This window comes from Streptomyces solicavernae (assembly GCF_029968095.1).
Classification (GTDB): Bacteria; Actinomycetota; Actinomycetes; order Streptomycetales; family Streptomycetaceae; genus Streptomyces; species Streptomyces solicavernae.
The window spans coordinates 45,545-69,349 of sequence record NZ_JASCIR010000001.1 but is presented as its reverse complement, the minus strand read 5'-3'; the positions used below and the strand labels follow the sequence as shown (position 1 = coordinate 69,349).

Here is a 23,805-nt window from a genome sequence, read left to right as displayed (position 1 = left end):
GGGGATGGAAACCCTACGAAGTTGGGTAAAAACGCTGTGGCGGTGCTGCCGTTCATGATTCCCTCTTACTCATCACGCAGCCCTCGTCCACGCAGCCCTCGGCCGACTCGTGGGCAGTAAGCCGGCGAACCCCTTCCCGTGCGCCTTTCCGGCGCATCGCGCTGGGTCGACGCACGGCCCAGACCTCCACGCATGCCCCGGAGTCCTCCCCATGCTCACGACCCTGCACACCTCCTACACCGACACGCGCGCCGACGACCTCGCCTGGGCTCTGGGCCGCGAACCGCTGCCCGCCCTCGCCGCGCTCGACCTCGCACTCCAGGACGTAAAAGTGCAGTTGAGGCTCCTGGGGGCGTCACACCAAGTCATCCTCGAACAGGGCGACTCCAGCTGCTCGGAGACCGTCGCCTGCATCGCGGGCAGCAGCACCCCGCTCCCGCTCGGCGTCGCCAAGCGCGTCGGCGACTGGGAGTACGAGTTCGCCGCCCGCGTCGAGACCATGTCAAGCGGCTCCTTCGCGGGCCGCGCCCAGGAACTGCTCGCCCTGGTCTCCGACCATCCCAACGGGCTCGCGGGTATCTTTCCCGGCAGCCCGCACGCGTTCACCGCACTCCTCGTGCAGCGCCAGGAGGGCCAGGTGCACTGGCGTACGTGGCACGCCTACCCGCAGGAAGGCCAACTCGTCGCCACCCGCACGCGCGTGGGGGCACGCCTCCCGGCACCACAACCGGCCTGACCCGCACGCCGGGACCGACCGGCACACCGCGACTGGCCCGACCGCCACACGGACAACGGGCCCCACCCGCACACCACAAACCGGCCCGGCCACCGCACGCCCGCCGTTCGCCGCGGCAACCACACGTGTGGGTGACAGGTTGCACACAGGCAGTGACGTAGCGTTCCCATCGTGATCGATTCGCCGCCGTCCGCGCCGTCCGCGCCGTCCGCGCCGTCCGCGCCGTCCGGGCCGTCCGGGCCGTCCGGGCCGTCCGCGCCGTCCGGGCCGTCCGCGCCGTCCGGGCCGTCCGTAGCCCCGCCGTCCGCGGGATCTCCGGACACGGCCGTGCTGCCCGTAGCGCCGCGCGCCGGGCGCCTGCTCGTGCTCGCCGCCGTCTTCATCAGCGCTGCCTGCGGCCTCGTGTACGAACTCGAACTCGTCGCCCTCGCCTCGTACTTGACGGGTGACTCCGTCACTCAGGCCTCCGTCGTGCTCTCCGTGATGGTCTTCGCGATGGGCATCGGCTCCCTGCTCGCCAAACACCTGCGCTGCCGCGCCGCCGCCGCGTTCGGCGCCGTCGAGGCCGCGCTCGCCCTGGTCGGCGGCTGCAGCGCCATGGCGCTCTACGCCGGCTTCGTCTGGGGCGCCGGAACCACCGGCACGCGCGTGCTGCTCGTCGCGTTCTGCCTCGCCATCGGCGTGCTCATCGGCGCCGAAGTGCCACTCCTGATGACCCTCATCCAGCGCATCCGCCGCCAGGACGCGGGCGGCGCCGTCGCCGACCTCTTCGCCGCCGACTACGTGGGCGCGCTGGCCGGCGGACTCGCCTTCCCGTTCCTGCTCCTGCCCCTGCTCGGCCAACTGACCGGCGCGCTCCTCACCGGCGCGGTCAACGCGGTCGCGGGCGGCACCCTCGTCCTGTGGCTGTTCCGGCACGACCTGAGCGCCCGCGCACGCCGCCGGCTGCTCGCCGCCAACCTCGCCGTGCTCGTCCTGCTCGCGACCCTCGCCGCGGGCGTCGGCGACTTCGAACGCGCCGCCCGGCACACGATGTACGGCGCCGACGTCCGCGTGGCCCGGCAGACCGACGTCCAGGAGGTCGTCGTGACCGGCCGCGCCCACCCCTCCGACGGCGGCCACGGCGGCAGCGACCTCGACCTCTACCTCGACGGACACCTCCGGCCCGGCGGCCGCGACGGACACCGGTACCACGAGGCGCTGGTGCACCCCGCCATGCGCGGCCCGCACGCGCGCGTGCTGATCCTCGGCGGCGCGGACGGCCTCGCCGCCCGCGAAGTTCTGCGCCACTCCGGCGTGGACCGCGTCGACGTCGTCGCCGCCGACCGCGAGCTGACCGACCTCGCCCGCACCGACCCCGCCCTCAGCGCCCTCAACGCCCACGCCTACGACGACCCCCGGCTGCACCTCGCGCACGACGACGCCTTCCAGTGGCTGCGCGAGCCCCGTACGGGCGCTGCCTCACGCCCGTACGACGTGGTGATCGCCGACCTGCCCGAGCCGCGCCTGACGGAGGCGGCGAGGTTCTACTCCCAGGAGTTCTTCGGCCTCGTCGCCCGCACCCTCGCCCCCGAGGGCCGCCTCGCCGTGCACGCCGGCCCGGCCACCAGAACGCGGGCGTTCTGGACCGTGGAGGCGGGCGTACGCGCGGCGGGCCTGCGCAGCGTGCCGTACCGCGTCCGCGCCAAGGGCCGCCGCGAGGAGACCGGCGCCGGGCGCGAGCGCACCCCGCGCGACTGGGCGTTCCTGCTCGCCGCCCGCACCCCGCCCCGCCTCGGCCTGGACGCGAGACCCGCCCGCCGCTCCCTCACCCCGGCGATGCTCCGCGACGGCGCCCGCGCGATGGCGGCAACCCGCGTCCCCGGCCTGCCGCCCTCCACCCTGGTGCACCCGAGATACGCGGGGGCGGCGGCCGACGGCGGCTGAGTACCGAACACGTGGATACGGCGGCCACGGCGGCCACGGCGGCCACGGCGGATACGGCTGACGTGCCGAACGCGTGGCCACGGCGGATACGGCTGACGTGCCGAATGTGTGGATACGGGGGTGCGGCCCGTACGCGCGTGGGTAGGCTCGGCTGACATGGAGCATGAGGTGTTCGTTCCCGTGGAGACAGAGCCCCTGCGACGGTCGCTCGGTGACGCCGCTCGCGTCGCCCGCGGCATCCAGGGACTCCAGCGTGACGCGGGCGGAGGGGCGGAACCCGTGTCCGGCCGCCTCAAGGTGCGCATCGCCGGCCACACGATCACCTACCGGGGCACCCTCCGGATCACCGAGGACACCTCGGCCACCACCCCGTCCTTCACGGTCACCGGCGAAGCGAACGAGGTACGCGGCTCCGGTTCGGTCGAACTGTCCGTCTCCGTAAGCCTGTTGACCGCAGACGAGGGCACGCGCCTGGTGTACTCCGGCACGGGCAAGGGCACCGGACGAGTCGCGGAGCTTGAGCCGTCGGCGGTGGAGTCGGCCGTACGGCGCCTGCTGAACCGTTTCTCGGAGAACCTGGCGGGAGCGGCGGCGGAGCCGACCCGTACCAGCGCAGCCGAGACAGCCGACGAGGACGAAGCAGCCGAAACCGCGGGCCGGAACGCAGCAGCCGAGACCGCCGACCAGAACGCAGCAGCCGAGACCGCCGACCAGAACGAGCACGGCGGCGACCACAACGAGCACAGCGGCGACCAGAACGACGACGACGGCGACCAGAACGAGCACGGAGGCGACCAGAACGACGACGACGGCGGCGACCAGAACAAGGGCCTCGCGCTCGACCCCTTCCACCAGGACGCCGGCGACGAGTCGTTCATCGCGCCGCCCGCCGAGGCCGCACACGCGCGGCGCACGATGATCGGCCGCAGCGCCGAGGAGGTCGACCACGCGCCCCCGCGCGGACGGTACGCGCCCGTGCCCGCACCCCAGGCCACCACCGCGGGCGACACCCTGCGCTGGGCCGCGCCCGCCGCGGCCCTTGTCGTCGCGTCGGCGATCGTCGTGAGCCGGGCGCTGCGACGCCGCAGGTAGCCAAGCCCTACTAGGGTCGGGTCCGTGAAGACTCAGGACACGGCGACCCTCGTCGCGGGCGATGCGGAACTGACGGTGCAGAGCGGCAACGGCTGCCGCATCGGGAGCCTCCGCATCGGCGGCACCGAAGTGCTCAGGCAGGGCGACCACTTCGGTTCGTTCCCCATGGCCCCGTGGTGCGGCCGCACCGAGAACGGCGAGTTCCGCAACGGCGGCCGCGTGCACCGGCTGCCGGTCAACAACCCGCCGCACGCCATCCACGGCACCGTCCGCGACAAGCCCTGGCGCCGGGCGCGCGGCGGCGGCGACACGGGGGCGGTGTTCACGTACGACCTGACCGAGCCGTGGCCGTACGCCGGGCGGATCACGCAGGTCTTCGAGCTGGAGCCGAACGCCCTGACCCTCCGGATGGGCCTGGAGACGTACGGCGACTCCTTCCCGGCGCAGCTCGGCTGGCACCCGTGGTTCCTGCGCAACCTCGGCGGCGAGGACGTGACGCTCGCCTTCGACGCGGCCTGGCAGGAGGAGCGCGGCGCGGACCACCTGCCCACGGGCAAGCGCATCGACCCGCAGCCGGGGCCGTGGGACGACTGCTTCGGCATGCCGGACGGGGTCGCGGTCACGCTGACCTGGGCGGACCAGCTGGAGCTGAAGGTCACGAGCCCGTCGGAGTGGGTCGTGCTCTACGACGAGCAGCCGGAGGCGGTCTGCGTCGAGCCCCAGACGGGCCCGCCCAACGGCCTCAACACGCATCCGCGGCTGGTCACGCCGATCGAGCCGTTGGAGGCGACGATGCGCTGGGAGTGGCGAGCGCCCCGATAGCGGCGCGGGGAACTGCGCGACAAGCCACGACGGCGCGGGCAGCCGAACGACAGCCCCGGGGTCCGGGGCGGAGCCCCGTGGCGGTACGGGCACCCCCGCGCCCCGCATAAGCTGGCAACCATGAGTGACGTCTACGAAGTAATGCCGTCAGGCACACGTGGCGAGCTGCTGCAGCAGATCAAGGACAAGGCCGTGGTCCACGGCAAGGTGACCCTCTCCTCGGGCATCGAGGCCGACTACTACGTGGACCTGCGCCGCATCACCCTCGACGGCGAGGCCGCCCCCCTGGTCGGCCAGGTGCTCCTGGACCTCACCGCCGAGCTGGACTTCGACGCCGTCGGCGGCCTGACCATGGGCGCCGACCCGGTCGCCGCGTCGATGCTGCACGCCGCCGCCGCGCGCGGAAAGCGCCTGGACGCGTTCGTCGTCCGCAAGTCCGCCAAGGCGCACGGCCTGCAGCGCCGCGTCGAGGGCCCGGACATCAAGGGCCGCCGCGTCCTCGTGGTCGAGGACACCTCGACCACCGGCGGCTCCCCGCTGGCCGCCGTGGAGGCCGTGCGCGAGGCCGGCGCCGAGGTCGTGGGCGTCGCGACGATCGTGGACCGCGCCACCGGCGCCGCCGAGAAGATCACCGAGGGCGCAGGCGTCCCGTACCTCTTCGCGTACGCGAAGGACGAGCTCGGCCTCGACTGAGGCCGGTGACCGACGGGGGTACCGGGCGGTCGGGTGGAGCTGTCCGGCGAGTCTGGTTTGATGGGGGCGACGATGACGTCGCCCCCTCAATGAACATCTGTGAGGGGCCCTCCGGTCAGGGCCACACTTACATCCGCACATCACAAGGAGCGGCCAGATGCCCATCGCAACCCCCGAGGTCTACGCCGAGATGCTGGACCGGGCGAAGGCAGGCAAGTTCGCCTACCCGGCCATCAACGTCACCTCCTCCCAGACCCTGCACGCCGCACTGCGCGGTTTCGCGGAGGCCGAGAGCGACGGCATCATCCAGATCTCCACCGGCGGTGCGGAGTTCCTGGGCGGGCAGTACAACAAGGACATGGTGACCGGCGCCGTCGCGCTCGCCGAGTACGCGCACATCGTCGCCAAGAAGTACGACGTCACCGTCGCGCTGCACACCGACCACTGCCCGAAGGACAAGCTCGACGGGTACGTCCGCCCGCTGCTCGACGTCTCCGCGGAGCGCGTCGCCAAGGGGGAGAACCCCCTGTTCCAGTCGCACATGTGGGACGGCTCCGCCGAGACCCTCGCCGACAACCTGGCCATCGGCCAGGAGCTCCTGGAGAAGGCCCGCGCCGCCAAGATCATCCTTGAAGTGGAGATCACCCCGACCGGCGGCGAGGAGGACGGCGTCAGCCACGAGATCAACGACGAGCTGTACACGACCGTCGACGACGCACTGCGCACCGCCGAGGCCCTTGGCCTGGGCGAGAAGGGCCGGTACCTGCTCGCCGCGTCCTTCGGAAACGTCCACGGCGTCTACAAGCCGGGCAACGTCGTACTCCGCCCCGAGCTGCTGAAGGACCTGCAGCAGGGCGTCGGCGACAAGTACGGCAAGCCGGCCGGATCGCAGCCGTTCGACTTCGTCTTCCACGGCGGCTCCGGCTCCACCGCCGAGGAGATCGCCACCGCCCTTGAGAACGGCGTCGTGAAGATGAACCTCGACACCGACACCCAGTACGCCTTCACGCGTCCCGTCGCGGACCACATGTTCAAGAACTACGACGGCGTCCTGAAGATCGACGGCGAGGTCGGCAACAAGAAGACGTACGACCCGCGCGCCTGGGGCAAGCTCGCCGAGGCCGGTATGGCGAAGCGCGTGGGCGAGGCCTGCGTCGCGCTGCGCTCGGCGGGCACGAAGCTGAAGTGACCGGCTGACACACGCGGTAAGGGCCCGGTTCTCCCGTGGGGGGACCGGGCCCTTCGCCGTACCGGAACGAGCCCGGAACCAGTCCGGGACCAGTCCGGAACCAGTCCGGAACGAACCCGGGACCAGTCCGGAACGAGCACGGAACGCGTCCGGAACCAGAGTTATCCACAGGCTCAGGCCGCCGCCGCGCGGACAAGGCAGACTTGAGGCATGTCCATTCACGAGAACCTGCTCGGGGGCCCGCCCCCGACCCACCTGCCCGACGACCCCGAGCCCCGCGAACTCCTCGCGGGCGGCACGGCAGCCGCGGACGTGGCCGCCAAGTACCCGTCGTCGTCCCTGGCCTGGGCCCGTCTCGCCGACGAGGCCTTCGAGCGCGGCAGCACCGTCGAGTCGTACGCCTACGCGCGTACGGGATACCACCGCGGCCTCGACGCACTGCGCCGCGCCGGCTGGAAGGGGCACGGCCCGGTGCCCTGGGAGCACGATCCGAACCGCGGCTTCCTGAGAGCCCTGCACGCCCTCGCGCGCGCCGCGCAGGTGATCGGCGAGCAGGAGGAGTACGAGCGCTGCTCGACCTTCCTGCGGGAGTCGTCCGAGACGGCCGCTAAGACGCTGGGCTGACATCCGGCGGGTCGGTGTCAAGGCCTGCCCGGTCGCTGTGACCAGGCAGGTCTTGCCGTAACGGGGGAGGATTGCGGAGGATGCCGGTGGGGACCGGGGCCCCCGTGCCGGCATCGGCAGGGGCGGACCGCTACCCGGAGCAGGCACCAAGGAGACAGCGATGTCCCACGAGGCGGAAACGACGGCCGGGGAGATCCCCGAGGCCCCGCATCTCGACTTCGCAGGCACCACGCCCTACGAGGACTACGTACAGGCGGACGTCCTCACGCATCTGCAGCACCCCCTCTCCGACGACCCCGGGGAGATGGTCTTCCTCGTCACCACGCAGGTGATGGAGCTGTGGTTCACCGTGATCGTGCACGAGTGGGAGTCCGCGGCGGCGGCCCTGCGCCAGGACGACCTCGGCACGGCGGTGGCCGCGCTCAAGCGCAGCGTCCGCGAGCTGGAGGCGCTCAACGCCTCCTGGAAGCCGCTCGGGCAGCTCACGCCCGCGCAGTTCAACTCGTACCGCAGCGCGCTCGGCGACGGCTCCGGCTTCCAGTCGGCGATGTACCGGCGGATGGAGTTCCTGCTCGCCGAGAAGTCCGCGTCGATGCTCGTCCCGCACCGCGGCGCCCCGCGCGTGCACGCCGAGCTGGAGAAGGCACTGCACGAGCCGAGCCTGTACGACGAGGTGGTACGGCTCCTCGCGCGCCGCGGCTTCAAGATCCCGCGCGCCGTCCTGGACCGGGACGTGGCACAGCGGTACGAGCCGTCGCCCGAGGTGGAGGCGGTGTGGACGGCCGTGTACGCCGGGGACCAGGAAAGTGAACTGGTGCGCCTGGGCGAGGCGTTGACGGACGTGGGCGAGCTGGTGTGGCGCTGGCGCAACGACCACCTGGTGGCGACCCGCCGGGCCATGGGCTCCAAGGCCGGCACGGGCGGCTCCGCCGGGGTGGCCTGGCTGGAGAAGCGGGCCCAGAAGAACGTGTTCCCCGAGCTGTGGACGGCGCGTAGCCATGTCTGAGACCGAGGCCCTGCTTGACAGGGCGGCCGAGCTGGACAAGGCCGACGAACTGGGCAAACTGCGCGAGCAGTTCGTCCTCGACGAGGTCGTGTACCTCGACGGCAACTCCCTCGGCGCGCTGCCGCGTGCCGTGCCCGGGCGGGTCGCGGACGTCGTGCAGCGGGAGTGGGGGCGGCTTCGGATCCGCTCCTGGACCGAGTCGGGCTGGTGGACCGCGCCCGAGCGGATCGGCGACCGGATCGCACCGCTGGTCGGCGCCGCGGCCGGGCAGATCGTGGTCGGCGACTCCACCAGTGTCAACGTCTTCAAGGCGGTTGTGGGCGTGGTACGGCTGGCAGGCGGAGGCCGGGACGAGATCCTGGTGGACGAGGCGACGTTCCCCACCGACGGGTACATCGCCGAGTCCGCGGCCCGTATGACCGGCTGCACGCTGCGCCCGCTCGCCCCCGCGGACATGCCGGGCGCGGTCGGCCCGCGCACCGCCGCCGCGCTCGTCAACCACGTCGACTACCGCACCGGCCGCCTGCACGACCTGCCCGGCATCACGGCCGCCGTGCACGAGGCGGGCGCCCTGGCCGTCTGGGACCTGTGCCACAGCGCGGGCGCGCTGCCGGTCGGGCTCGACGAGCACGGCGTCGACCTGGCCGTCGGCTGTACGTACAAGTTCCTGAACGGCGGCCCGGGTTCGCCCGCGTACCTGTACGTGGCCGAGCGCCATCAGGCCGCGTTCGACTCGCCGCTGCCCGGCTGGAACTCGCACGCCGAGCCCTTCGGGATGCGCCCTGGCTACACGCCCGCGGACGGCGCCCTGCGCGGCCGGGTCGGTACGCCGGACATCCTGTCGATGCTGGCCCTTGAGGAGTCCCTGACGGTGTGGGACGGGGTGTCGGTGGCGGCGGTGCGGGAGAAGTCCCTGGCGCTCACGGACTTCTTCCTGGAGTGCGTCGCGGCGTACGTTCCGGCCGGTTCGGTCTCCTCGATCACCCCTGAGGTGCACGCCGAGCGAGGGAGCCAGGTCGCACTTCGGTGTGACGGTGCGGCCATCGTGATGGACGAGCTGATCGCCCGTGGCGTGGTCGGTGACTTCCGCGCCCCGGACGTGCTCCGCTTCGGCTTCACCCCGCTGTACGTGGGCTTCGCGGAGGTCGAGCGGGCGGCCCGGGTACTCGGTGAGGTCCTGCGGGCCGAGCGGTAGCGGTCCCGCCGCGCCCGGTTCCGGGGAGGGGCGGGTCTGGGGAAGGATCAGCCCCGGACCCGCCCCTCATCCGTCCCTCACCCGCCCCTTACCCGCCGGACCCGCCGGACCCGCCGGACCCGCCCTGCGCCCCGGCCCCGACCGCCCTCACCGAAAGGCTGCACCACCATGCCGGACGACGCCGAAGAAGAGTCGGCCTTCTCGCACCCCGCCGTCGACCCCGACGCCACCGCGTCCTACGGCGAACACCCGGACCAGGTCGTCGACTTCTACGCGCCCCGCGTCGGCGACGGCCGCCCCGCGCCGCTCGTCGTCGTCCTGCACGGCGGCGCCTGGCGTGCCCCGTACGACCGGCGGCACGTCACGCCGTTCGCGGACTTCCTGGCCAGGCGTGGCTTCGCCGTCGCCAACGTCGAGTACCGCAGGGGCAGTTCGCTGCCCCACCAGGGCGCGAACGCCCCCGTCGCGGGCCGCTGGCCGGAGACCTTCGACGACGTGGCGGCCGCGCTCGACGCACTCCCCGAACTCGTACCGGAACACCTCCCCCGGGCCGACCACCGGCGCACCGTCCTGACGGGGCACTCGGCGGGCGGGCACCTCGCCCTGTGGGCGGCGGCACGGCACGTACTGCCCCCGGGCACGCCCTGGCGCCTGCCGCGCCCCACACCGCTGCGCGGAGTCGTCGCGCTCGCGCCGATCGCGGGCTTCGCGCGGGCCGTGGAGCTGGACGTGTGCGGCGGCGCGGTACGCCAACTCCTCGGCGGAAACGCCAAGTTCGAGGAGCGCGCGACTCTCGCCGACCCGGCCGCGCTGCTGCCCACGGGCATCGCGACGACCCTCGTGCAGGGCCGCACGGACACGACGGTCCCGTACGAACTGGCCGAGGAGTACGCGGACGCCGCCGCGAAGGCAGGCGAGATCGTGGGCTGCACGCTCCTGGAGGACGTCGGGCACTTCGCGCTGATCGACCCGGCGGCGGACGCGTGCGCGGTGGTGGCGGAGGAGATCGCCCAACTGGCGTTCTGAGCAGGGCGGTTGTCTCGGCGGCCGGATGGGTCGCCTTGCGGTGGCCTTTGCGATGTCCTTGCGGTGGCCCGTTGTTGCCCGTGCCCGTGCCCGTGCCCGTGCCCGTGCCCGTGCCCGTGCCCGTGCCCGTGCCCGTGCCCGTGCCGTGCCCGTGCCGTGCCCGTGCCGTTCCCTGCCGTGCCGTAGCCCGCGTCATACCTGAGAGCTACCCGGCAGGTCACCACGGTGGAGGGACGCCGGTCACCCGGCCCGCTGCCTAACTTTTCCCGTGTCAGGCAGCGCGAAGGCGCGGCCGGGGGACCGGGGTAGGCGAGCGGGGGGACGCGGGCGATGAGGTTCGTACGAGGGGGAGGCCTCCTGAGGCGGGGGCGGCGGGCGGTACTCGCCTCGCTGATCACCGCGTGCGTGGTGGTTCCACTGTCCGGCGCCGTGCGCCCCGGTGTCCCGGCGCCCGCGCCCGCCCGCGTCGCCGCCGAAGCCCCACTCGCCGAGCGGTACGCGGCGCATCGCGCGAACGCGGAGGAGGCCGCCCGCCTCGCACACGCCGCAGGCGCGGAGCGGCGAGCGAGGGCCGTGCGTGAACTGGCCGCGCCGGACCGGCACTTCCTTGAGTTCGACGCCCGCGGCCCCGGCAGGACCGCCGAGGTGCTCGGCGACCTGCACACCGCCGACCGCGTCGCGATCTTGGTGCCGGGCTCCGACACGGGCATCGACACCTACCCCCGCTTCCTGCGCGGTGCGCTCGCCCTGCACGAGCGTCTCGGCCCGCGCGTGGCGGTGATCGCCTGGCTCGGTTACGCGACGCCCGGCACGGTCAGTCCGGCGGCGCTCACCCCGGGACGCGCCGATACCGCTGCCGCCGAACTCCGCTCTTTCCTGCACCGGCTGACCACGTACGGCGTGCCGGCACGCACCCCTGTGGCGCTGCTCTGCCACTCCTACGGCTCGGTGGTGTGCGCCCGCGCCGCACACGGACTCGGGACGCCCACCGCCGGCACCCGGGTCACCGACATCGTCCTGTACGGCAGCCCCGGCACCGGCTTCGACCACGCCGCCGAGCTGCGCACCCGGGCCCGCGTCTGGGCGGGCCGTGGTGCGCACGACTGGATCGCCGAGGTCCCGCATGTACGGGTGGAACTCTTCGGCACCACCCTCGGGTTCGGCCCCGACCCGGTGACCGCGGCCTTCGGAGCCCGCCGCTTCGACGCAGGCGACGGCGGCCACCCCGACCAGCTCGCGGCACTCCGCTCCGGCGACATACCGCTGTCCACAGCTGTGGAGGAACTCCTGCGGTACGACTCACCGCTGCACCTCTTCGAGCGGTGGGTGCTTGAGGACATCGAGGTCGGCGGGGTGCGGATCCCGCGCGGCTCGGAGGTGGCCCTCCTCTTCGGCTCGGCAAACCGCGACCCGGAGGCCTTCGCGGACCCGGACCGCCTGGACCTGTCCCGAACGGACAACCCCCACGTCAGCCTGGGCGGAGGCATCCACTACTGCCTGGGCGCCCCGCTGGCCCGCCTCGAACTGGCCGCGTCGTACGGACAGTTGGTGAGGCGTGCTCCTGGACTGCGGCTGTCGACCGAGCCGCGCTGGAAGGACGGGTTGGTGATCAGGGGGCTGCGGGAGCTGGTCGTCGAGGTGTGAGGCGGGGGGCGCACGTTCGCGGAGTGCGCTCATTCGTTCGAGTGAGTGATCGCGGAACCGTCGCGTCCGGCGTCGAGGGCTCGGCAGGCTGGTCCATGCCTGGGAAGGAGGGCACCATGACTGTTATGGCAGAGCGCACGTCTCATACGTCCCCGGTGTCAGTGGAGGAGTTCGAGCGGCTGGCGGACTTCGCCGCCAAGGACTCGGACAACACCGTCAAGTTGGAGTTCATCGACGGACGGATCGGGGCCAAGAGCGTGCCGGACGGAGACCACGGAACCATCGTGACCTGGCTGATGCGTCAATGCATGCAGCATCGACCGGAGCTGGATCTGTACGCGGAGCAAGGACTCAGAGTCGAGGCCTACCGCAAGGGACGGGCTCGCCCCGACGCCACCCTCGCCCCCGAGGCCCATTTCGCGGGGCAGGGAGAGTGGGGAGACCCGAGCGGTGTCCTCATGACAGTGGAAGTCACCTCGTACGACTCGGACACCGACCGTCGGGACCGAAAGGAGAAACCGCCTGCTTATGCCGAGGCGGGCATCCCCGTGTATCTGCTGATCGACCGGGAGGACGGCTCTCTGGTCGTCCACAGCACGCCGGACACCGAGGCAGGCCGGTACCGGGACGTTCACACCGCGAAGTTCGGGGACACCGTCCACCTCCCCGACCCCGTGGGCTTCGTCCTCGAAACGGAGAAGCTCAGAAACTACGTACGCTGACTCGCTCTCCTCAGGCCTCAGGGACGGACTCGTAGTCCTTGAGGAGGACGCCGACAGATCCGCACCTTAGGTGACGACGGGAACCCGTGGCGCGCCTACCTTGGCTGCGTGACCCAGACGACCACACCCCTGCGCACCGAAGCCAGCCTCATACGGACCGCGCTGCAGACGATCCGTACCGACCTGATGACCGGCGTGTTCGCGTTCCGGCCGGTGGAGCCGTTGGCCGAGGAGGGCGACCGTGCCTCCCGGCTGCTGCGCCGGATGCCGGAGAAGAGCCGGGCCCGCGCCCGCTGGCTGCCGCATGCCACGGTGGTCGCGATGGCGGTGTTCGTCTGCCTCGTCGGCGCCACCCTGCCCCACAAGTTCCTGGAGGGCTCCGTCAGCGGCGTGCTCCGCCCTGCCGGTGCTGCTCACGCTGTTCCGGCCGGTCGCCTCCTTCTGGCTGTCGCTCGCGGTGACCGTGCTCATGGTGCCGCTCTCCCTCGAACCGGTCTTCCCGTGGACGGTGCCCGGCTTCGTGGCGCATCTCTTCGTGCTCGTCCTGGTGACCTGCCGGTCCCGGCCGCGTGTGGCCCTGGAGATGTGGCTGCTCACCGTCGCGTTCGCCGCGATTCTCGGGCTGCTCATCGGCGAATCGGGGCCGACCCTGGTGATGACCGTGCTCTCCGGCCTGACCCTCGCCGTCGCCGCCTCCGTACGCGGCTGGTCCTCCGCCCGCCGCGAGGTCGTCGCGAAGGAGCGTGAGGTCGTCGCCAAGGAGGAGGTGACGCTCGTCGAGCGGTCCAGGCGGACGCTGCTCGAAGAGCGCACCACCATCGCCCGCGAGCTGCACGATGTGGTGGCCCACCACATGTCCGTAGTCGCCATCCAGGCGGAGGCCGCCCCGTACCGGGTGGAGAACCCGCCGCCGGAGCTGGCCCAGGCCTTCGCCACGATCCGGGAGAACGCGGTCGCCGCGCTCACCGAACTCCGCCGCGTCCTCGGCGTCGTCCGCGCGGAGGACTACGAGGCCCCCGACGCACCCCAGCCCACCCTCGCCGACCTCGGCGCGCTCCTCGACAACGTCCGCGAGGCCGGACTGACCGTCGACCAGACCGTCACCGGCGCGGCCCGCGCGCTGCCGCAGGGCGTGGAGCTGTCCGCGTACCGCATCGTGCAGGAGGCCCTCAGCAACGCGCTGCGGCACGCACCCGGCGCCACCGCCAAGGTGGAGGTCTCGTACGTCCTCGGCGGCCTCGGCCTGCGCATCGTCAACGGCCCGCCGACCGGTTTGGTGAAGCCCACCCGTCACCCGGCCACCACCCCTCAACGAGGGCTGCGCCCGCCCCAGTCGATGGGCGCCGGGCACGGGCTGACCGGCATGCGAGAGCGGGTCGCGATGCTCGACGGCGAGATGACGACGGGGGCGACGGAGGACGGCGGCTACGAGGTGGCGGTCTTCCTGCCGGTACGGGCCGAGGCCGAGGAGCGCTCCGTATGACCGGCACCGAAGAGGGCACGGGCACCGATCCCATCCGCGTGCTGATCGCCGACGACCAGATGATGGTCCGCGAGGGCTTCTCCGTACTGCTCGGCGCGATGCCGGGGATCGAGGTCGTCGGAGAGGCGGTGAACGGCCGCGAGGCGGTCGCGAAGGTCGCCGGACTGCGGCCCGACGTCGTCCTCATGGACATCCGGATGCCCGAGCTGAACGGCATCGAGGCCACCCGCGAGATCGTCGCCGCCGACACCGACACCCGCGTCCTTGTCCTGACCACCTTCGACCTCGACGAGTACGTCTACGAGGCCCTCCGTGCCGGCGCCTCCGGCTTCCTCCTCAAGGACGCCTCGGCCCGCCAACTCGCCGACGGCGTAAGGGTCGTGGCCTCCGGCGAGGCCCTGCTCGCGCCGACGGTCACCAAGCGGCTGATCTCCGAGTTCGCGAAGCTCGGCGCGGCCGAGTCGAAGGCCCCGGCGGTCACCCAGCTCGGCGACCTCACGGAACGCGAGACGGAGGTCCTGGTCCTGATCGCCCAGGGCCGCTCCAACGCGGAGATCGCCGCACACCTCGTCGTCGCCGAGTCGACGATCAAGACCCATGTCAGCCGGATCCTGGTCAAGCTGGGCCTGCGAGACCGCACACAGGCCGCGGTGTTCGCCTACGAGGCCCGCCTGGTGACGCCTTCGTAGGTCCTTCGTAGGCCCTTCGCGGGTTCGATCACTCGTTCGGGTGGCGCTCCCGCGGAACTGTCGCCTCCGCCACCGGGGCCTCGACAGACTGGTGCATGCCTGCGAAGGGGGGGACCATGGCGGTCATGACAGGGCACACGTCCCAGGTGACGGTCGAGGAATTCGAGCGCATCGCCAAGATTGCGGCCAAGGAATCCGATGCCGTCAGGCTGGAGTTCATCGGCGGACGGATCGAGGACAAGGGCGTGCCTGACGGCGACCACAACGAGATCTACATGTGGCTGCAGAGCGTCTGCATGCAGCATCGGCCTGAGCTGGGGCTCTATCCCAGCGACCAAGGCCTGGCCATCGAGCGGTACAGATCGGGGCGCGCCCGGCCCGACGCCTCACTCGCACCGCGAGGCACCTTCGCCGGGCAAGGAGAGTGGGCTGACCCTGCGGGGGTGCTGATGGTCGTCGAGGTCACCTCGTACGACGCGGACACCGATCGCAGGGACCGAGTGGAGAAGCCCACCGGCTATGCGAGCGCGGGAATCCCGGTGTACCTCCTGATCGACCGCGACGACGGCACGGTGGTGGTGCACAGCGATCCGGACCCGGAGAGCGGTCGGTACCGGGACGCGCGCACGACGAAATTCGGTGAGCCGGTGCACCTGCCCACACCGGTGGGATTCAGGGTCGACACGGAGATCCTGAAGAACTACGTGCGCTGAGTACGGCACCCCGGACTCCGCTACAGACCCGGGGTGCCGCGCGTCCGAAGGGCGCTACTTCGTTTCCAGGTCCCTGCGCCGGAACCCCGCCAGACCCAGCAGGGTCAGGGCCACGGCCAGGGCCGTGAGGATCAGCAGCGGTGGCCAGGACATGTCCGCGGCCGGGAGCTGTGGGACATGGCCGAAGGGAGACAAGTTGGCCATCCAGGACGGGAATTGGAGCAGCTCGCCCAGGTAGCCGACCACGAAGGCGTACACCGGCACGATCCACGCCACCGTGCTCGCCCGAGGGAACCAGCCGAAGAGCGCCACCGCGACACCGACGGTCACCCACAGCGCGGGGGCGTACGCGATGGCCCCTCCGGTGAGCTTCAGGACGAGCCCGCCGTCGCCGGTCGAGGCCGCGCCCGCGATGCCGATGCCGAGGCCGGCCAGGACGAGGAGCAGCGTGCCGCCGAGCATGGCCACGGCCAGGTGGCTGCCGACCCAGCGGTTCCGGGACAGGCCCGTGGCGAGGAGAGGTTCGGCACGGCCCGCGGTCTCCTCGGCGCGGGGGCGCAGGGCCGCCATGACGACGTACACCGACGCGACGACCGAGAGGACGATCATGACCATCGACGCGAACGACTCGGCGATGGAGGCGCCGCCCACGCGCTGGAGGGCTTCCTGGATCTGGTCGATGTTCTTCAGCATGTCCTCGGCGTCCCCGAGGATCGAGCCGTACATCGCGCCCATCAGGAACAGACCCGCGCCGAAGCCGAAGAGCATCCCGCGGTGCAGCCGGAGCGCGAAGCCGAACGGCCGGGTGAGCGCATCGGACGCGTGCGGGCGGCCCAGCCGCTCGGTGCGCAGACCCGCCCCCACGTCCCGCCGGGTGGACAGGGCGAACGCGGCCCCGCCGCAGACCACCGCGAGCGCCAGACAGAGCAGCAGCGGCCACCAGCGGTCGTCGACGTAGACATAGGTTCGCTGCACCCAGCCGATCGGGGAGAGCCAGGACACGGTGCCGTCACCGCCTGCGTCGCCGGAGGCGCGCAGGACGTAGGCGAGACCGATGACGGCGAGTGCCATGCCGGAGGCGCTGCGGGCGTGCGCGGTGAACTGCACGGTGACCGCGGCAACGGCGGCGAAGACGATGCCGATCGCGGCGTGCGAGAAGCCGTAGAGCAGCGAGCCGCCGGTGTCGACGCCCTCGATGCCCGCGCCGCCGAGTCCGAACGCGAGCAGCAGCGCCAGGACGAGGTTCGCGAGGACCGCCACGGTCAGCGCGGCCGCAAGATGCGCGTGCCGGCCGACGACCGTGGAGCGGACCAGCTCGGCGCGGCCGGTCTCCTCCTCGGCGCGGGTGTGCCGGGCGATGATCAGGACGCTCATCAGGCCGACCATGACGGCCATGAAGCCGAGCATCTGGTGGCCCATCATCGAGCCGAAGTTGTAGTCGGTGAGGTAGTGGCGAGGGCCGGTCATGGCGAGCCCGGCTGGGCTGTCCATGGTCCTGACGACGGACGCCCGCTGTTCCGTACTCGCGTACAGCGTCTGGAAGTTGCCCGCCGTGGCGATCGTCCCGATGGTCAGGGCGAGCAGCCACACGGGCAGCCGGACCCGGTCGCGGCGGAGCGCGAACCGGATCAGGGTGCGGGTCCCGGCCAGCGCGTTGCCGCCCGTGACCGTACGGGCGGGTGCGGGGCTCTTGGCGGCGGTGGTGACGGTGCTCATCGCACTTCTTCCTTGCTGCCAGCAGTGCCAGGAGTGCCAGGAGTGCCAGGAGTGCCAGCAGTGCCAGGAGTGCCAGGAGTGCCAGGAGTGCCAGGAGTGGCAGGAGTGTCAGGAGTGCCAGGTGCGCCCGATGCCTGCGGCTTCGCCGAGCCGTTGTGGGCGAGCTCGTCCCCGTAGTGGCGCAGCATCAGCTCTTCGAGGGTCGGGGGGTGGCTGACCAGGGAGCGGACCCCGAACTCGGTCAACTGCCGGAGAGCGGAGTTGAGTTGAGGGCCGTCCACGGCGAAGCGGACCCGGTTGCCGTCGGTGCTCAGGCCGTGCACGCCGGTCAGGGTGTCGAGCCCGGTGGCCGGGTACTTGGTCTCGGCCTCGACGGTGGTGCGGGTCAGGTGCCGCATCTCGCTCAGCGTTCCCGACTGCACGATCTTGCCGAGCCGGATGATGCTCACCCGGTCACAGAGCTTCTCGACCTGGGCCAGGATGTGGCTGGAGAGCAGCACGGTCTTGCCCGCGGCCTTGGCCTCGGCGATGACGTCCTGGAAGACGACCTCCATCAGCGGGTCGAGTCCGGCCGTCGGCTCGTCGAGGAGCAGCAGCTCCGCGTCGGAGGCGAGCGCGGCGACGATGGCGACCTTCTGGCGGTTGCCCTTCGAGTACGCCCGGCCCTTCTTCGTGGGGTCGAGGTCGAAGCGCTCGATCAGCTCGTCCCGCCGCCGGCTGTTGATGCCCCCGCGCAGCCGCGAAAGCAGGTCGATGGCCTCACCGCCGGTCAGGCCGGGCCACAGCTCCACGTCGCCGGGGACGTAGGCGAGGTGCCGATGGAGTGCGACCGCGTCGCTCCACGGATCCCGGCCGAGGAGCTGGGCGGCGCCCGAATCGGCGCGGAGCAGGCCGAGCAGTACGCGGATGGTGGTGGACTTCCCGGCGCCGTTGGGCCCGAGGAAGCCGTGGACCTCACCGGTCTCGACGTCCAGGTCGAGGCCGTCGAGCGCGTGTGTCCGCCCGAAGGACTTGTGCAGTCCGGAGACGGTAATTGCCTTCGTCATGCTTTTGAACGTACGGTAGTTTCACAAATTTGTGAAGTTAAGGAACCGTATAAACTCGCCAGGACGCGATGAGCAGGGGAGATGATCGGAGCATGGGCCAGTCGGCCGGTGAGGGACGGACGGAACGGGACGAAGACGCGGTCGCACGCTTCGTGGAGAACTTCGCGGCCGTGTTCGTCGACGCGGGCATCCAGCGCATGCCGGCCCGGGTCTTCGCCGCCCTGCTCTCCTCCGACGCCGGCGCCATGTCGTCGGCGGAGCTGGGCGAACAGCTTCAGGTCAGCCCGGCCGCCGTGTCCGGAGCGGTGCGCTACCTCTCGCAGCAGCACATGGTCTCCCGCGAACGCGAGCCCGGCACCCGCCGTGAGCGCTACCGCGTCCACAACAACCAGTGGTACGAGGCGCTCGCCAACCGCGACCAGATCATGAAGCGCTGGGAGGAGGCGCTGCGCGAGGGGGTCAGCAGCCTCGGTTCCGAAACACCGGCCGGGCGGCGGATGGCGGAGACGCAGGCGTTCTTCGAGTTCGTGGGCCAGGAACTGCCCCTCCTCCTGGAGCGCTGGCGCGAACGGCGCGAGGAGCTGTACGGGGACCGCTGAGGGACCGCAGCGCCCTCAGGGCAACGTCAGTGCCCACGCCTCCGGTCGTACCGTCCATGTCCTGGCCCGGACCGGGCCCGAGGTCACCGCGTCCGCGCGGTAGCGGAAGTCGGGGCCCGAGACCGTGACCGTCCGCGCGTGCGCCCGTACCGGCGACTCCGTGCCCACGGCCCACACCTCGACCCGCGCGATCCCGTCCCGCAGCGGCCGCACCGAGACCCCGACGACCGGCTGGTCCAGATCGACAAGCGTCACCCCGTCCGCCTCCACCCGCAGCCGCGCCGGACCGGGAGCGGGCCGTACCGCGGGCATCGGTCGGACCAGGGTCCGCACCAGCGACTGGCACGTACGCAACAACCTCCCGGAACCGGAACCGGAACCGGAACCGGAACCGGAACCGGAACCGGAACCAGGACCGGAACCGGAACCAGAACCGGAAACGGAACCGGAACCGGAACCAGAACCGCAGCCGGAACCAGAACCAGAACCGGAGCCGGAGCCGGACCCGAGATCAGAACCGGAACCGGAACCAGAGCCGGAGCCGGGTCCGGAGCCAGAGCCCAGGCCAGTCACCGAGTCGGGCCCCGCAGGCGCCACCGCCGCCGGGATCGCGAGCCGCCCGAGCACCACCCCGTCGCTGTCGTCGACGAGCAGGTCGAGGCGGCGGGGCGAGCCGTCGAGGACCGCGCGGGCCGCGGCCACCGCGCCCGACGGCACCCCGAGCGCGTGCGCGAGCCCCGTCGCCATACCCACCGGGACCACGGAGAGGGCCGCCTCCGACAGCTCCCGCTCGCGATGCAGCGCACCGACCGCACGGAGCAGCGCCCCGTCGTCGCCCACCACCACCGGACGGCGGGAGCCGCGCCTGGTCAGGGCGCGCGTGAACTCCTCCGGGCCGTCCGGCAGGCAGACCTTGGCCGGGCCCCCGGAAGCGCCCGCGCAGAGCACGTCCTTCGCGATCCGGACCGACTCCCCGTCGACCGCGCGGGCCGTCGGATCGATCACCACCAGGAGCGGATTGGGCGGCTGAAGCGGCTGCGCGCTCTGTCCGGCGGGCTCTGGAGCCGACACCTCGGTCCTTCCTCGGGTAGCATCTTTGTGCAAGAGCCCCTTGCGCTATTGCGCCAGGGGCTTCGTCTATTCCGGGGCACCGGTCCGACGGGTGCGGCCAACGAGGGTCGCGGTGTGCGCGTACGACAAGCGTTCGCGTACGCCCCTGACCTTGGACATGCCCCGCCCGGAAGGGGTGTACGCCTGTGCCCGCACTTGTGCTGCTCGGTGCTCAGTGGGGTGACGAGGGCAAGGGAAAGGCCACCGACCTGCTCGGTGGCTCCGTTGACTATGTGGTGCGCTACCAGGGCGGCAACAACGCCGGCCACACGGTTGTCGTAGGCGACCAGAAGTACGCGCTCCACCTCCTCCCCTCCGGAATCCTCTCGCCGGGGTGTACGCCCGTCATCGGCAATGGAGTCGTCGTCGACCCGGCGGTGCTGCTCTCCGAGCTGAGCGGCCTGAACGAGCGCGGTGTCGACACCTCCAAGCTCCTGATCAGCGGCAACGCCCACCTGATCACGCCGTACAACGTCACCGTCGACAAGGTGACGGAGCGCTTCCTCGGCAAGCGGAAGATCGGCACCACCGGGCGTGGCATCGGCCCGACCTACGCGGACAAGATCAACCGTGTCGGCATCCGCGTCCAGGACCTCTACGACGAGTCGATCCTGACGCAGAAGGTCGAGGCGGCCCTCGACACGAAGAACCAGCTGCTCACGAAGGTCTTCAACCGTCGCGCGATCGAGACGGACAAGATCGTCGAGGAGATGCTGACGTTCGCGGACCAGCTGAAGCCGTACGTCGCGGACACCACGCTGATCCTGAACAACGCCATCGACGACGGCAAGGTCGTCCTCTTCGAGGGCGGCCAGGGCACGCTGCTCGACGTGGACCACGGCACGTACCCCTTCGTCACGTCCTCCAACCCGACCTCGGGTGGCGCGTGCACGGGTGCGGGCGTCGGCCCCACGAAGATCAACCGGGTCATCGGCATCCTGAAGGCGTACACCACGCGTGTGGGCGCCGGACCGTTCCCGACCGAGCTGTTCGACCAGGACGGCGAGGACCTGCGCCGCATCGGCGGCGAGCGCGGTGTCACCACCGGCCGTGACCGCCGCTGCGGCTGGTTCGACGCGGTCATCGCCCGCTACGCGACCCGCGTGAACGGCCTGACGGACTTCTTCCTCACGAAGCTCGACGTCCTCACCGGCTGGGAGCAGATCCCGGTCTGCGTGGCGTACGAGATCGACGGCAAGCGCGTCGAGGAACTCCCGTACAGCCAGACCGACTTCCACCATGCGAAGCCGGTGTACGAGTGCCTGCCGGGCTGGTCCGAGGACATCACCAAGGCCAAGTCCTTCGCCGACCTGCCGAAGAACGCGCAGGCGTACGTGAAGGCGCTGGAGGAGATGTCCGGGGCGCCGATCTCCGCGATCGGCGTGGGCCCGGGCCGGGACGAGACGATCGAGATCAACTCGTTCCTCTGAGCCCCGGTTGACCTGCGGTTGTCCGTAGTTCTTCGCACATTCACTCGAAGGGGTGGACTGCTTCCGAAGCGGTCCGCCCCTTTGTCGTGTTCGGCGACACTGGCGTCCATAAGGAAGGGAGTGCAGCATGACGGTTATGGCAGAGCGCACGTCTCAGATGCCGGTGGAGGACTTCGAGGAACTGGCCGCCGCCGCCCCCGAGACCGTCACGTTGGAGTTCATCAACGGTCGGCTTGAGGTGAAGCCTGTGACGGACAATAAGCATGCGGCGCTCGTTGCGTGGCTGGTCAGGCAATGTATGCAGGCTCGCCCGGAGCTCGATCTGGTCACAACCCAGCAGCTGAAGGTCGAGCGTTACCGCAAGGGCCGTGCTGTCCCGGACGGGACACTCGTGCCGATCGACCATCTCGTTGACCAGGAAAGCGACTGGGCCGACCCCGAAGGCGTACTGATGGCCGTAGAGGTCACCTCGTACGACTCCGACACCGAAAGTCGCGACCGCCGGGAGAAGCCCGCCGCATACGCGGCCGCAGGCATTCCGGTCCACCTGCTCGTCGACCGGGACCGGCAGGCGCTCGCCGTCCATACCGGTCCGGACGTCGACCACGGCCAGTACCTGCACGTGGACATCGTTCCGTTCGGCGAGAAGACGACCCTGCCCGATCCCGTCGGCATCCCCCTCGACACCGAACCCCTGAAGAAGTACGTCCGCTGACTCACCACCCGGGTCAGCCGCACCGCGATCGACTCCGGGCAACCGCAGCCTGGACACCGCACGCAGGGCGCCGCGTCACGGGTCGAGTTCCGGGCCGTCGTCGCAGGCCCGCAGCCCCTCCGGCGAGGCGCACGGGACGTGGCCGTGGGTGCGGATGACGTCCTGGCCGCTGCCGCGCATCGTGTAGTTGAGGAAGCTGGAGACGAGGGAGTCCGCGGGCGGCCGGCCGTACGTGTAGGCGTGCTCGATCTCGCGGAACGGGTACGCGGAGTCCGCGACGTCCTCGATCGTCGGCGCCGCCCCGTCCAGGCTGAGCCGGTGCAGGCCCTTCGGCGCGGAGGTGGAGCGCAGCTCCGCGTACCCGATGGCGCCCGGGATGTCCGCGACGGAGTCGAGGAGCTGTTCGGTGCTGTCGGACTCGCAGCGGATGAGCGGCGCCTTCGGGTCGTCCTTGCGGCGGCAGTCCGCGGACGACGGGGCGTCCTCGAAGCCGCGCAGGATGCGGCGCTGGAACACCGCGCGGGTACCGGAGTTGGAGTTGCGGCTGACCAGGACGACGGGGATGTCCGGCAGGGAGCGGTCGAGCTCGCGCCAGGTGCGGAACTCGCCGCGGTAGAGGCGGCGCAGGTCGGCGAGGGACAGGTTCTTCAGCGGGACGCGGTCGTTGAGGACCATCGCGAACGACGACACGGCGACGCGGTTCTCGCGCAGCCGCGGATGCCCGCTCGGCTTGGGCCCGTCGGAGAACGCGACGAGCGCGGGCGACGAGGAGGACGCGGCGCCCGCCTCGTCGAGCTCGTTGATGCCGGGCGCGCTGCCGTGCGCGTCGACGGTGATCTCCGAACCGGGGCAGTCCTTCTCGTACTTGTCGGCCAGCTCCTCGGCGACCGGCTTGAACGCGGTGGAGCCGACAACGGTCAGCTTGCCCTGCGCGCAGCCCATCGGCGGCCGGTCGCCGCCGGCCACGATCAGCGTGGACAGCGCGATCACGCACAGCGTGAGCAGCCCGGCGAGCAGCTTCGCGGGCCGGCTGAGCAGCGGCGGGGTGTCGTCGGGCGTCGTACTGCGGTTGGGGCGGACCTCCCCGTCGCGGATGCCGCCGACGATGCGGATGCCGTCGCCGACGTGGCCGCCGGTGAGCAGCACGAGCAGCTTGAAGTGCTCGCCGCGGTTGAGTGGTACGCGCGGGATGCGCAGCGTCGACCCGCTGTGCCCCATGCCGAGCGCGGGCGCGAAGTGCTCCATGAGGTGCCCGGACTCGCCGGGCTGGGTGACCGCTATGCCGCGGATCCTGCGGCCGCTGAACTCGGCGGTGAGGCCGTGCAGTTCGCGCCCCGTGTAGTCGTCGCCTGCGATGCTCTCGGCGCCGTCGTTCTCGACGCGGAGCAGGACGAGCGTCGCGTCCGACATCGAGGGGTCTTCGAGGAACAGGCCGAGGCGTACGTTGGTGCGGCCCGCGCCCCCGTCGCTGCCGATGGGCGTGTCCATCTGCACGCGGTAGCCGATGCGCTTGCGGCGCGGCACCCGGCGCTCGTACCAGAGGGCGGCCATCGACGCGAGGACGCCGAGCAGGGCGGTGCCCACGGCGATCACGTTCTCGGCGCTGAACCAGTCATCCACGGGTGCACG

The 23,805-nt window shown here is 71.4% G+C and carries 21 protein-coding genes and 1 pseudogene; 18 read left to right on the top strand and 4 right to left on the bottom strand.

Features of this window, described 5'->3' with window-relative positions; translation table 11 throughout:
- Positions 1-211 precede the first annotated feature (211 nt).
- The 15 genes and pseudogenes from QIS99_RS00305 to QIS99_RS00235 all read left to right on the top strand — a co-directional run bounded on the left by QIS99_RS00305 (position 212) and on the right by QIS99_RS00235 (position 15,560).
- Positions 212-736, top strand: a complete 525-nt coding sequence (locus QIS99_RS00305) for a DUF2617 family protein (RefSeq protein ID WP_282509145.1) — start codon at positions 212-214, stop codon at positions 734-736.
- Between the two features lie 171 nt (positions 737-907).
- On the top strand, positions 908-2,662 hold the full coding sequence (locus QIS99_RS00300) for a polyamine aminopropyltransferase (RefSeq protein WP_408909454.1): 1,755 nt from the start codon (positions 908-910) through the stop codon (positions 2,660-2,662).
- Between the two features lie 180 nt (positions 2,663-2,842).
- A complete protein-coding gene (locus tag QIS99_RS00295) occupies positions 2,843-3,754 on the top strand; it encodes an SRPBCC domain-containing protein (RefSeq protein WP_349017258.1) in 912 nt (303 codons plus the stop codon).
- A gap of 24 nt (positions 3,755-3,778) precedes the next feature.
- Complete coding sequence (locus QIS99_RS00290) at positions 3,779-4,576, top strand: aldose epimerase family protein (RefSeq protein WP_282509141.1); 798 nt, start codon at positions 3,779-3,781, stop codon at positions 4,574-4,576.
- 141 nt (positions 4,577-4,717) lie between these two features.
- Positions 4,718-5,269: an orotate phosphoribosyltransferase gene (gene pyrE / locus QIS99_RS00285; RefSeq protein ID WP_282509859.1), complete on the top strand. Its 552-nt coding sequence runs from the start codon at positions 4,718-4,720 to the stop codon at positions 5,267-5,269.
- A gap of 157 nt (positions 5,270-5,426) precedes the next feature.
- Positions 5,427-6,458: a class II fructose-bisphosphate aldolase gene (fbaA, locus tag QIS99_RS00280; protein WP_282509139.1), complete on the top strand. Its 1,032-nt coding sequence runs from the start codon at positions 5,427-5,429 to the stop codon at positions 6,456-6,458.
- 210 nt (positions 6,459-6,668) lie between these two features.
- Positions 6,669-7,082 carry a DUF3151 domain-containing protein gene (locus QIS99_RS00275; protein ID WP_282509137.1) on the top strand — a complete coding sequence of 138 codons (414 nt, stop codon included), beginning with the start codon at positions 6,669-6,671 and terminating at the stop codon, positions 7,080-7,082.
- A gap of 160 nt (positions 7,083-7,242) precedes the next feature.
- Entirely contained in the window at positions 7,243-8,088 is an 846-nt protein-coding gene (locus QIS99_RS00270) for a tryptophan 2,3-dioxygenase family protein (protein WP_282509135.1), read from the top strand.
- Positions 8,081-9,283 (top strand): kynureninase, encoded by a 1,203-nt coding sequence (gene kynU / locus QIS99_RS00265; RefSeq protein WP_282509133.1) that lies wholly within the window; start codon positions 8,081-8,083, stop codon positions 9,281-9,283. The genes QIS99_RS00270 and kynU overlap by 8 nt, the downstream gene beginning before the upstream one ends.
- A 168-nt stretch (positions 9,284-9,451) precedes the next feature.
- The gene (locus QIS99_RS00260; protein WP_282509131.1) at positions 9,452-10,309 is read left to right on the top strand and encodes an alpha/beta hydrolase family protein; all 858 of its coding nucleotides are present in this window, start codon (positions 9,452-9,454) and stop codon (positions 10,307-10,309) included.
- A 405-nt stretch (positions 10,310-10,714) separates the two neighbouring features.
- A complete protein-coding gene (locus QIS99_RS00255) occupies positions 10,715-11,953 on the top strand; it encodes a cytochrome P450 (protein ID WP_282509129.1) in 1,239 nt (412 codons plus the stop codon).
- Positions 11,954-12,069: 116 nt separating this feature from the next.
- Positions 12,070-12,675: a Uma2 family endonuclease gene (locus QIS99_RS00250; protein ID WP_282509857.1), complete on the top strand. Its 606-nt coding sequence runs from the start codon at positions 12,070-12,072 to the stop codon at positions 12,673-12,675.
- Between the two features lie 108 nt (positions 12,676-12,783).
- Positions 12,784-14,158: pseudogene (locus tag QIS99_RS00245) on the top strand (sensor histidine kinase).
- Positions 14,155-14,847 (top strand): response regulator, encoded by a 693-nt coding sequence (locus tag QIS99_RS00240; protein WP_282509128.1) that lies wholly within the window; start codon positions 14,155-14,157, stop codon positions 14,845-14,847. The pseudogene QIS99_RS00245 and the gene QIS99_RS00240 overlap by 4 nt, the downstream one beginning before the upstream one ends.
- A 116-nt stretch (positions 14,848-14,963) precedes the next feature.
- Positions 14,964-15,560 (top strand): Uma2 family endonuclease, encoded by a 597-nt coding sequence (locus QIS99_RS00235; RefSeq protein ID WP_282509126.1) that lies wholly within the window; start codon positions 14,964-14,966, stop codon positions 15,558-15,560.
- 54 nt (positions 15,561-15,614) lie between these two features.
- Here the strand turns inward: QIS99_RS00235 and QIS99_RS00230 are convergent, their stop codons facing one another.
- Positions 15,615-17,276, bottom strand: coding sequence for an ABC transporter permease (locus tag QIS99_RS00230; RefSeq protein WP_282509123.1), 1,662 nt, complete (start codon positions 17,274-17,276; stop codon positions 15,615-15,617).
- Complete coding sequence (locus QIS99_RS00225) at positions 17,273-18,322, bottom strand: ABC transporter ATP-binding protein (protein ID WP_282509121.1); 1,050 nt, start codon at positions 18,320-18,322, stop codon at positions 17,273-17,275. Before QIS99_RS00225 ends, QIS99_RS00230 begins: the two co-directional genes overlap by 4 nt.
- Before the next feature lie 92 nt (positions 18,323-18,414).
- On the opposite strand from QIS99_RS00225, the gene QIS99_RS00220 reads away from it, so the two are divergent.
- On the top strand, positions 18,415-18,921 hold the full coding sequence (locus QIS99_RS00220) for a GbsR/MarR family transcriptional regulator (protein ID WP_282509119.1): 507 nt from the start codon (positions 18,415-18,417) through the stop codon (positions 18,919-18,921).
- 15 nt (positions 18,922-18,936) lie between these two features.
- On the opposite strand, the gene QIS99_RS00215 is transcribed toward QIS99_RS00220, so the two are convergent.
- Positions 18,937-19,992, bottom strand: a complete 1,056-nt coding sequence (locus QIS99_RS00215) for a diacylglycerol kinase family protein (protein ID WP_282509117.1) — start codon at positions 19,990-19,992, stop codon at positions 18,937-18,939.
- 185 nt (positions 19,993-20,177) lie between these two features.
- Here QIS99_RS00215 and QIS99_RS00210 point away from each other — a divergent pair, with 185 nt between their 5' ends.
- On the top strand, positions 20,178-21,461 hold the full coding sequence (locus tag QIS99_RS00210) for an adenylosuccinate synthase (protein WP_282509115.1): 1,284 nt from the start codon (positions 20,178-20,180) through the stop codon (positions 21,459-21,461).
- A 127-nt stretch (positions 21,462-21,588) separates the two neighbouring features.
- Positions 21,589-22,176: a Uma2 family endonuclease gene (locus QIS99_RS00205; RefSeq protein WP_282509111.1), complete on the top strand. Its 588-nt coding sequence runs from the start codon at positions 21,589-21,591 to the stop codon at positions 22,174-22,176.
- Positions 22,177-22,251: 75 nt separating this feature from the next.
- Here the strand turns inward: QIS99_RS00205 and QIS99_RS00200 are convergent, their stop codons facing one another.
- Positions 22,252-23,796 (bottom strand): PstS family phosphate ABC transporter substrate-binding protein, encoded by a 1,545-nt coding sequence (locus QIS99_RS00200; protein ID WP_282509109.1) that lies wholly within the window; start codon positions 23,794-23,796, stop codon positions 22,252-22,254.
- Positions 23,797-23,805 lie beyond the last annotated feature (9 nt).

Bases quoted from the DNA above. Each gene is read 5' to 3' on its own strand.
- QIS99_RS00305 (WP_282509145.1), top strand. From the start codon at position 212: ATGCTCACGACCCTGCACACCTCCTACACCGACACGCGCGCCGACGAC.
- pyrE (WP_282509859.1), top strand. From the start codon at position 4,718: ATGCCGTCAGGCACACGTGGCGAGCTGCTGCAGCAGATCAAGGACAAG.
- fbaA (WP_282509139.1), top strand. From the start codon at position 5,427: ATGCCCATCGCAACCCCCGAGGTCTACGCCGAGATGCTGGACCGGGCG.
- QIS99_RS00275 (WP_282509137.1), top strand. From the start codon at position 6,669: ATGTCCATTCACGAGAACCTGCTCGGGGGCCCGCCCCCGACCCACCTG.
- QIS99_RS00270 (WP_282509135.1), top strand. From the start codon at position 7,243: ATGTCCCACGAGGCGGAAACGACGGCCGGGGAGATCCCCGAGGCCCCG.
- kynU (WP_282509133.1), top strand. From the start codon at position 8,081: ATGTCTGAGACCGAGGCCCTGCTTGACAGGGCGGCCGAGCTGGACAAG.
- QIS99_RS00260 (WP_282509131.1), top strand. From the start codon at position 9,452: ATGCCGGACGACGCCGAAGAAGAGTCGGCCTTCTCGCACCCCGCCGTC.
- QIS99_RS00250 (WP_282509857.1), top strand. From the start codon at position 12,070: ATGACTGTTATGGCAGAGCGCACGTCTCATACGTCCCCGGTGTCAGTG.
- QIS99_RS00240 (WP_282509128.1), top strand. From the start codon at position 14,155: ATGACCGGCACCGAAGAGGGCACGGGCACCGATCCCATCCGCGTGCTG.
- QIS99_RS00235 (WP_282509126.1), top strand. From the start codon at position 14,964: ATGGCGGTCATGACAGGGCACACGTCCCAGGTGACGGTCGAGGAATTC.
- QIS99_RS00230 (WP_282509123.1), bottom strand. From the start codon at position 17,276: ATGAGCACCGTCACCACCGCCGCCAAGAGCCCCGCACCCGCCCGTACG.
- QIS99_RS00225 (WP_282509121.1), bottom strand. From the start codon at position 18,322: ATGACGAAGGCAATTACCGTCTCCGGACTGCACAAGTCCTTCGGGCGG.
- QIS99_RS00220 (WP_282509119.1), top strand. From the start codon at position 18,415: ATGGGCCAGTCGGCCGGTGAGGGACGGACGGAACGGGACGAAGACGCG.
- QIS99_RS00205 (WP_282509111.1), top strand. From the start codon at position 21,589: ATGACGGTTATGGCAGAGCGCACGTCTCAGATGCCGGTGGAGGACTTC.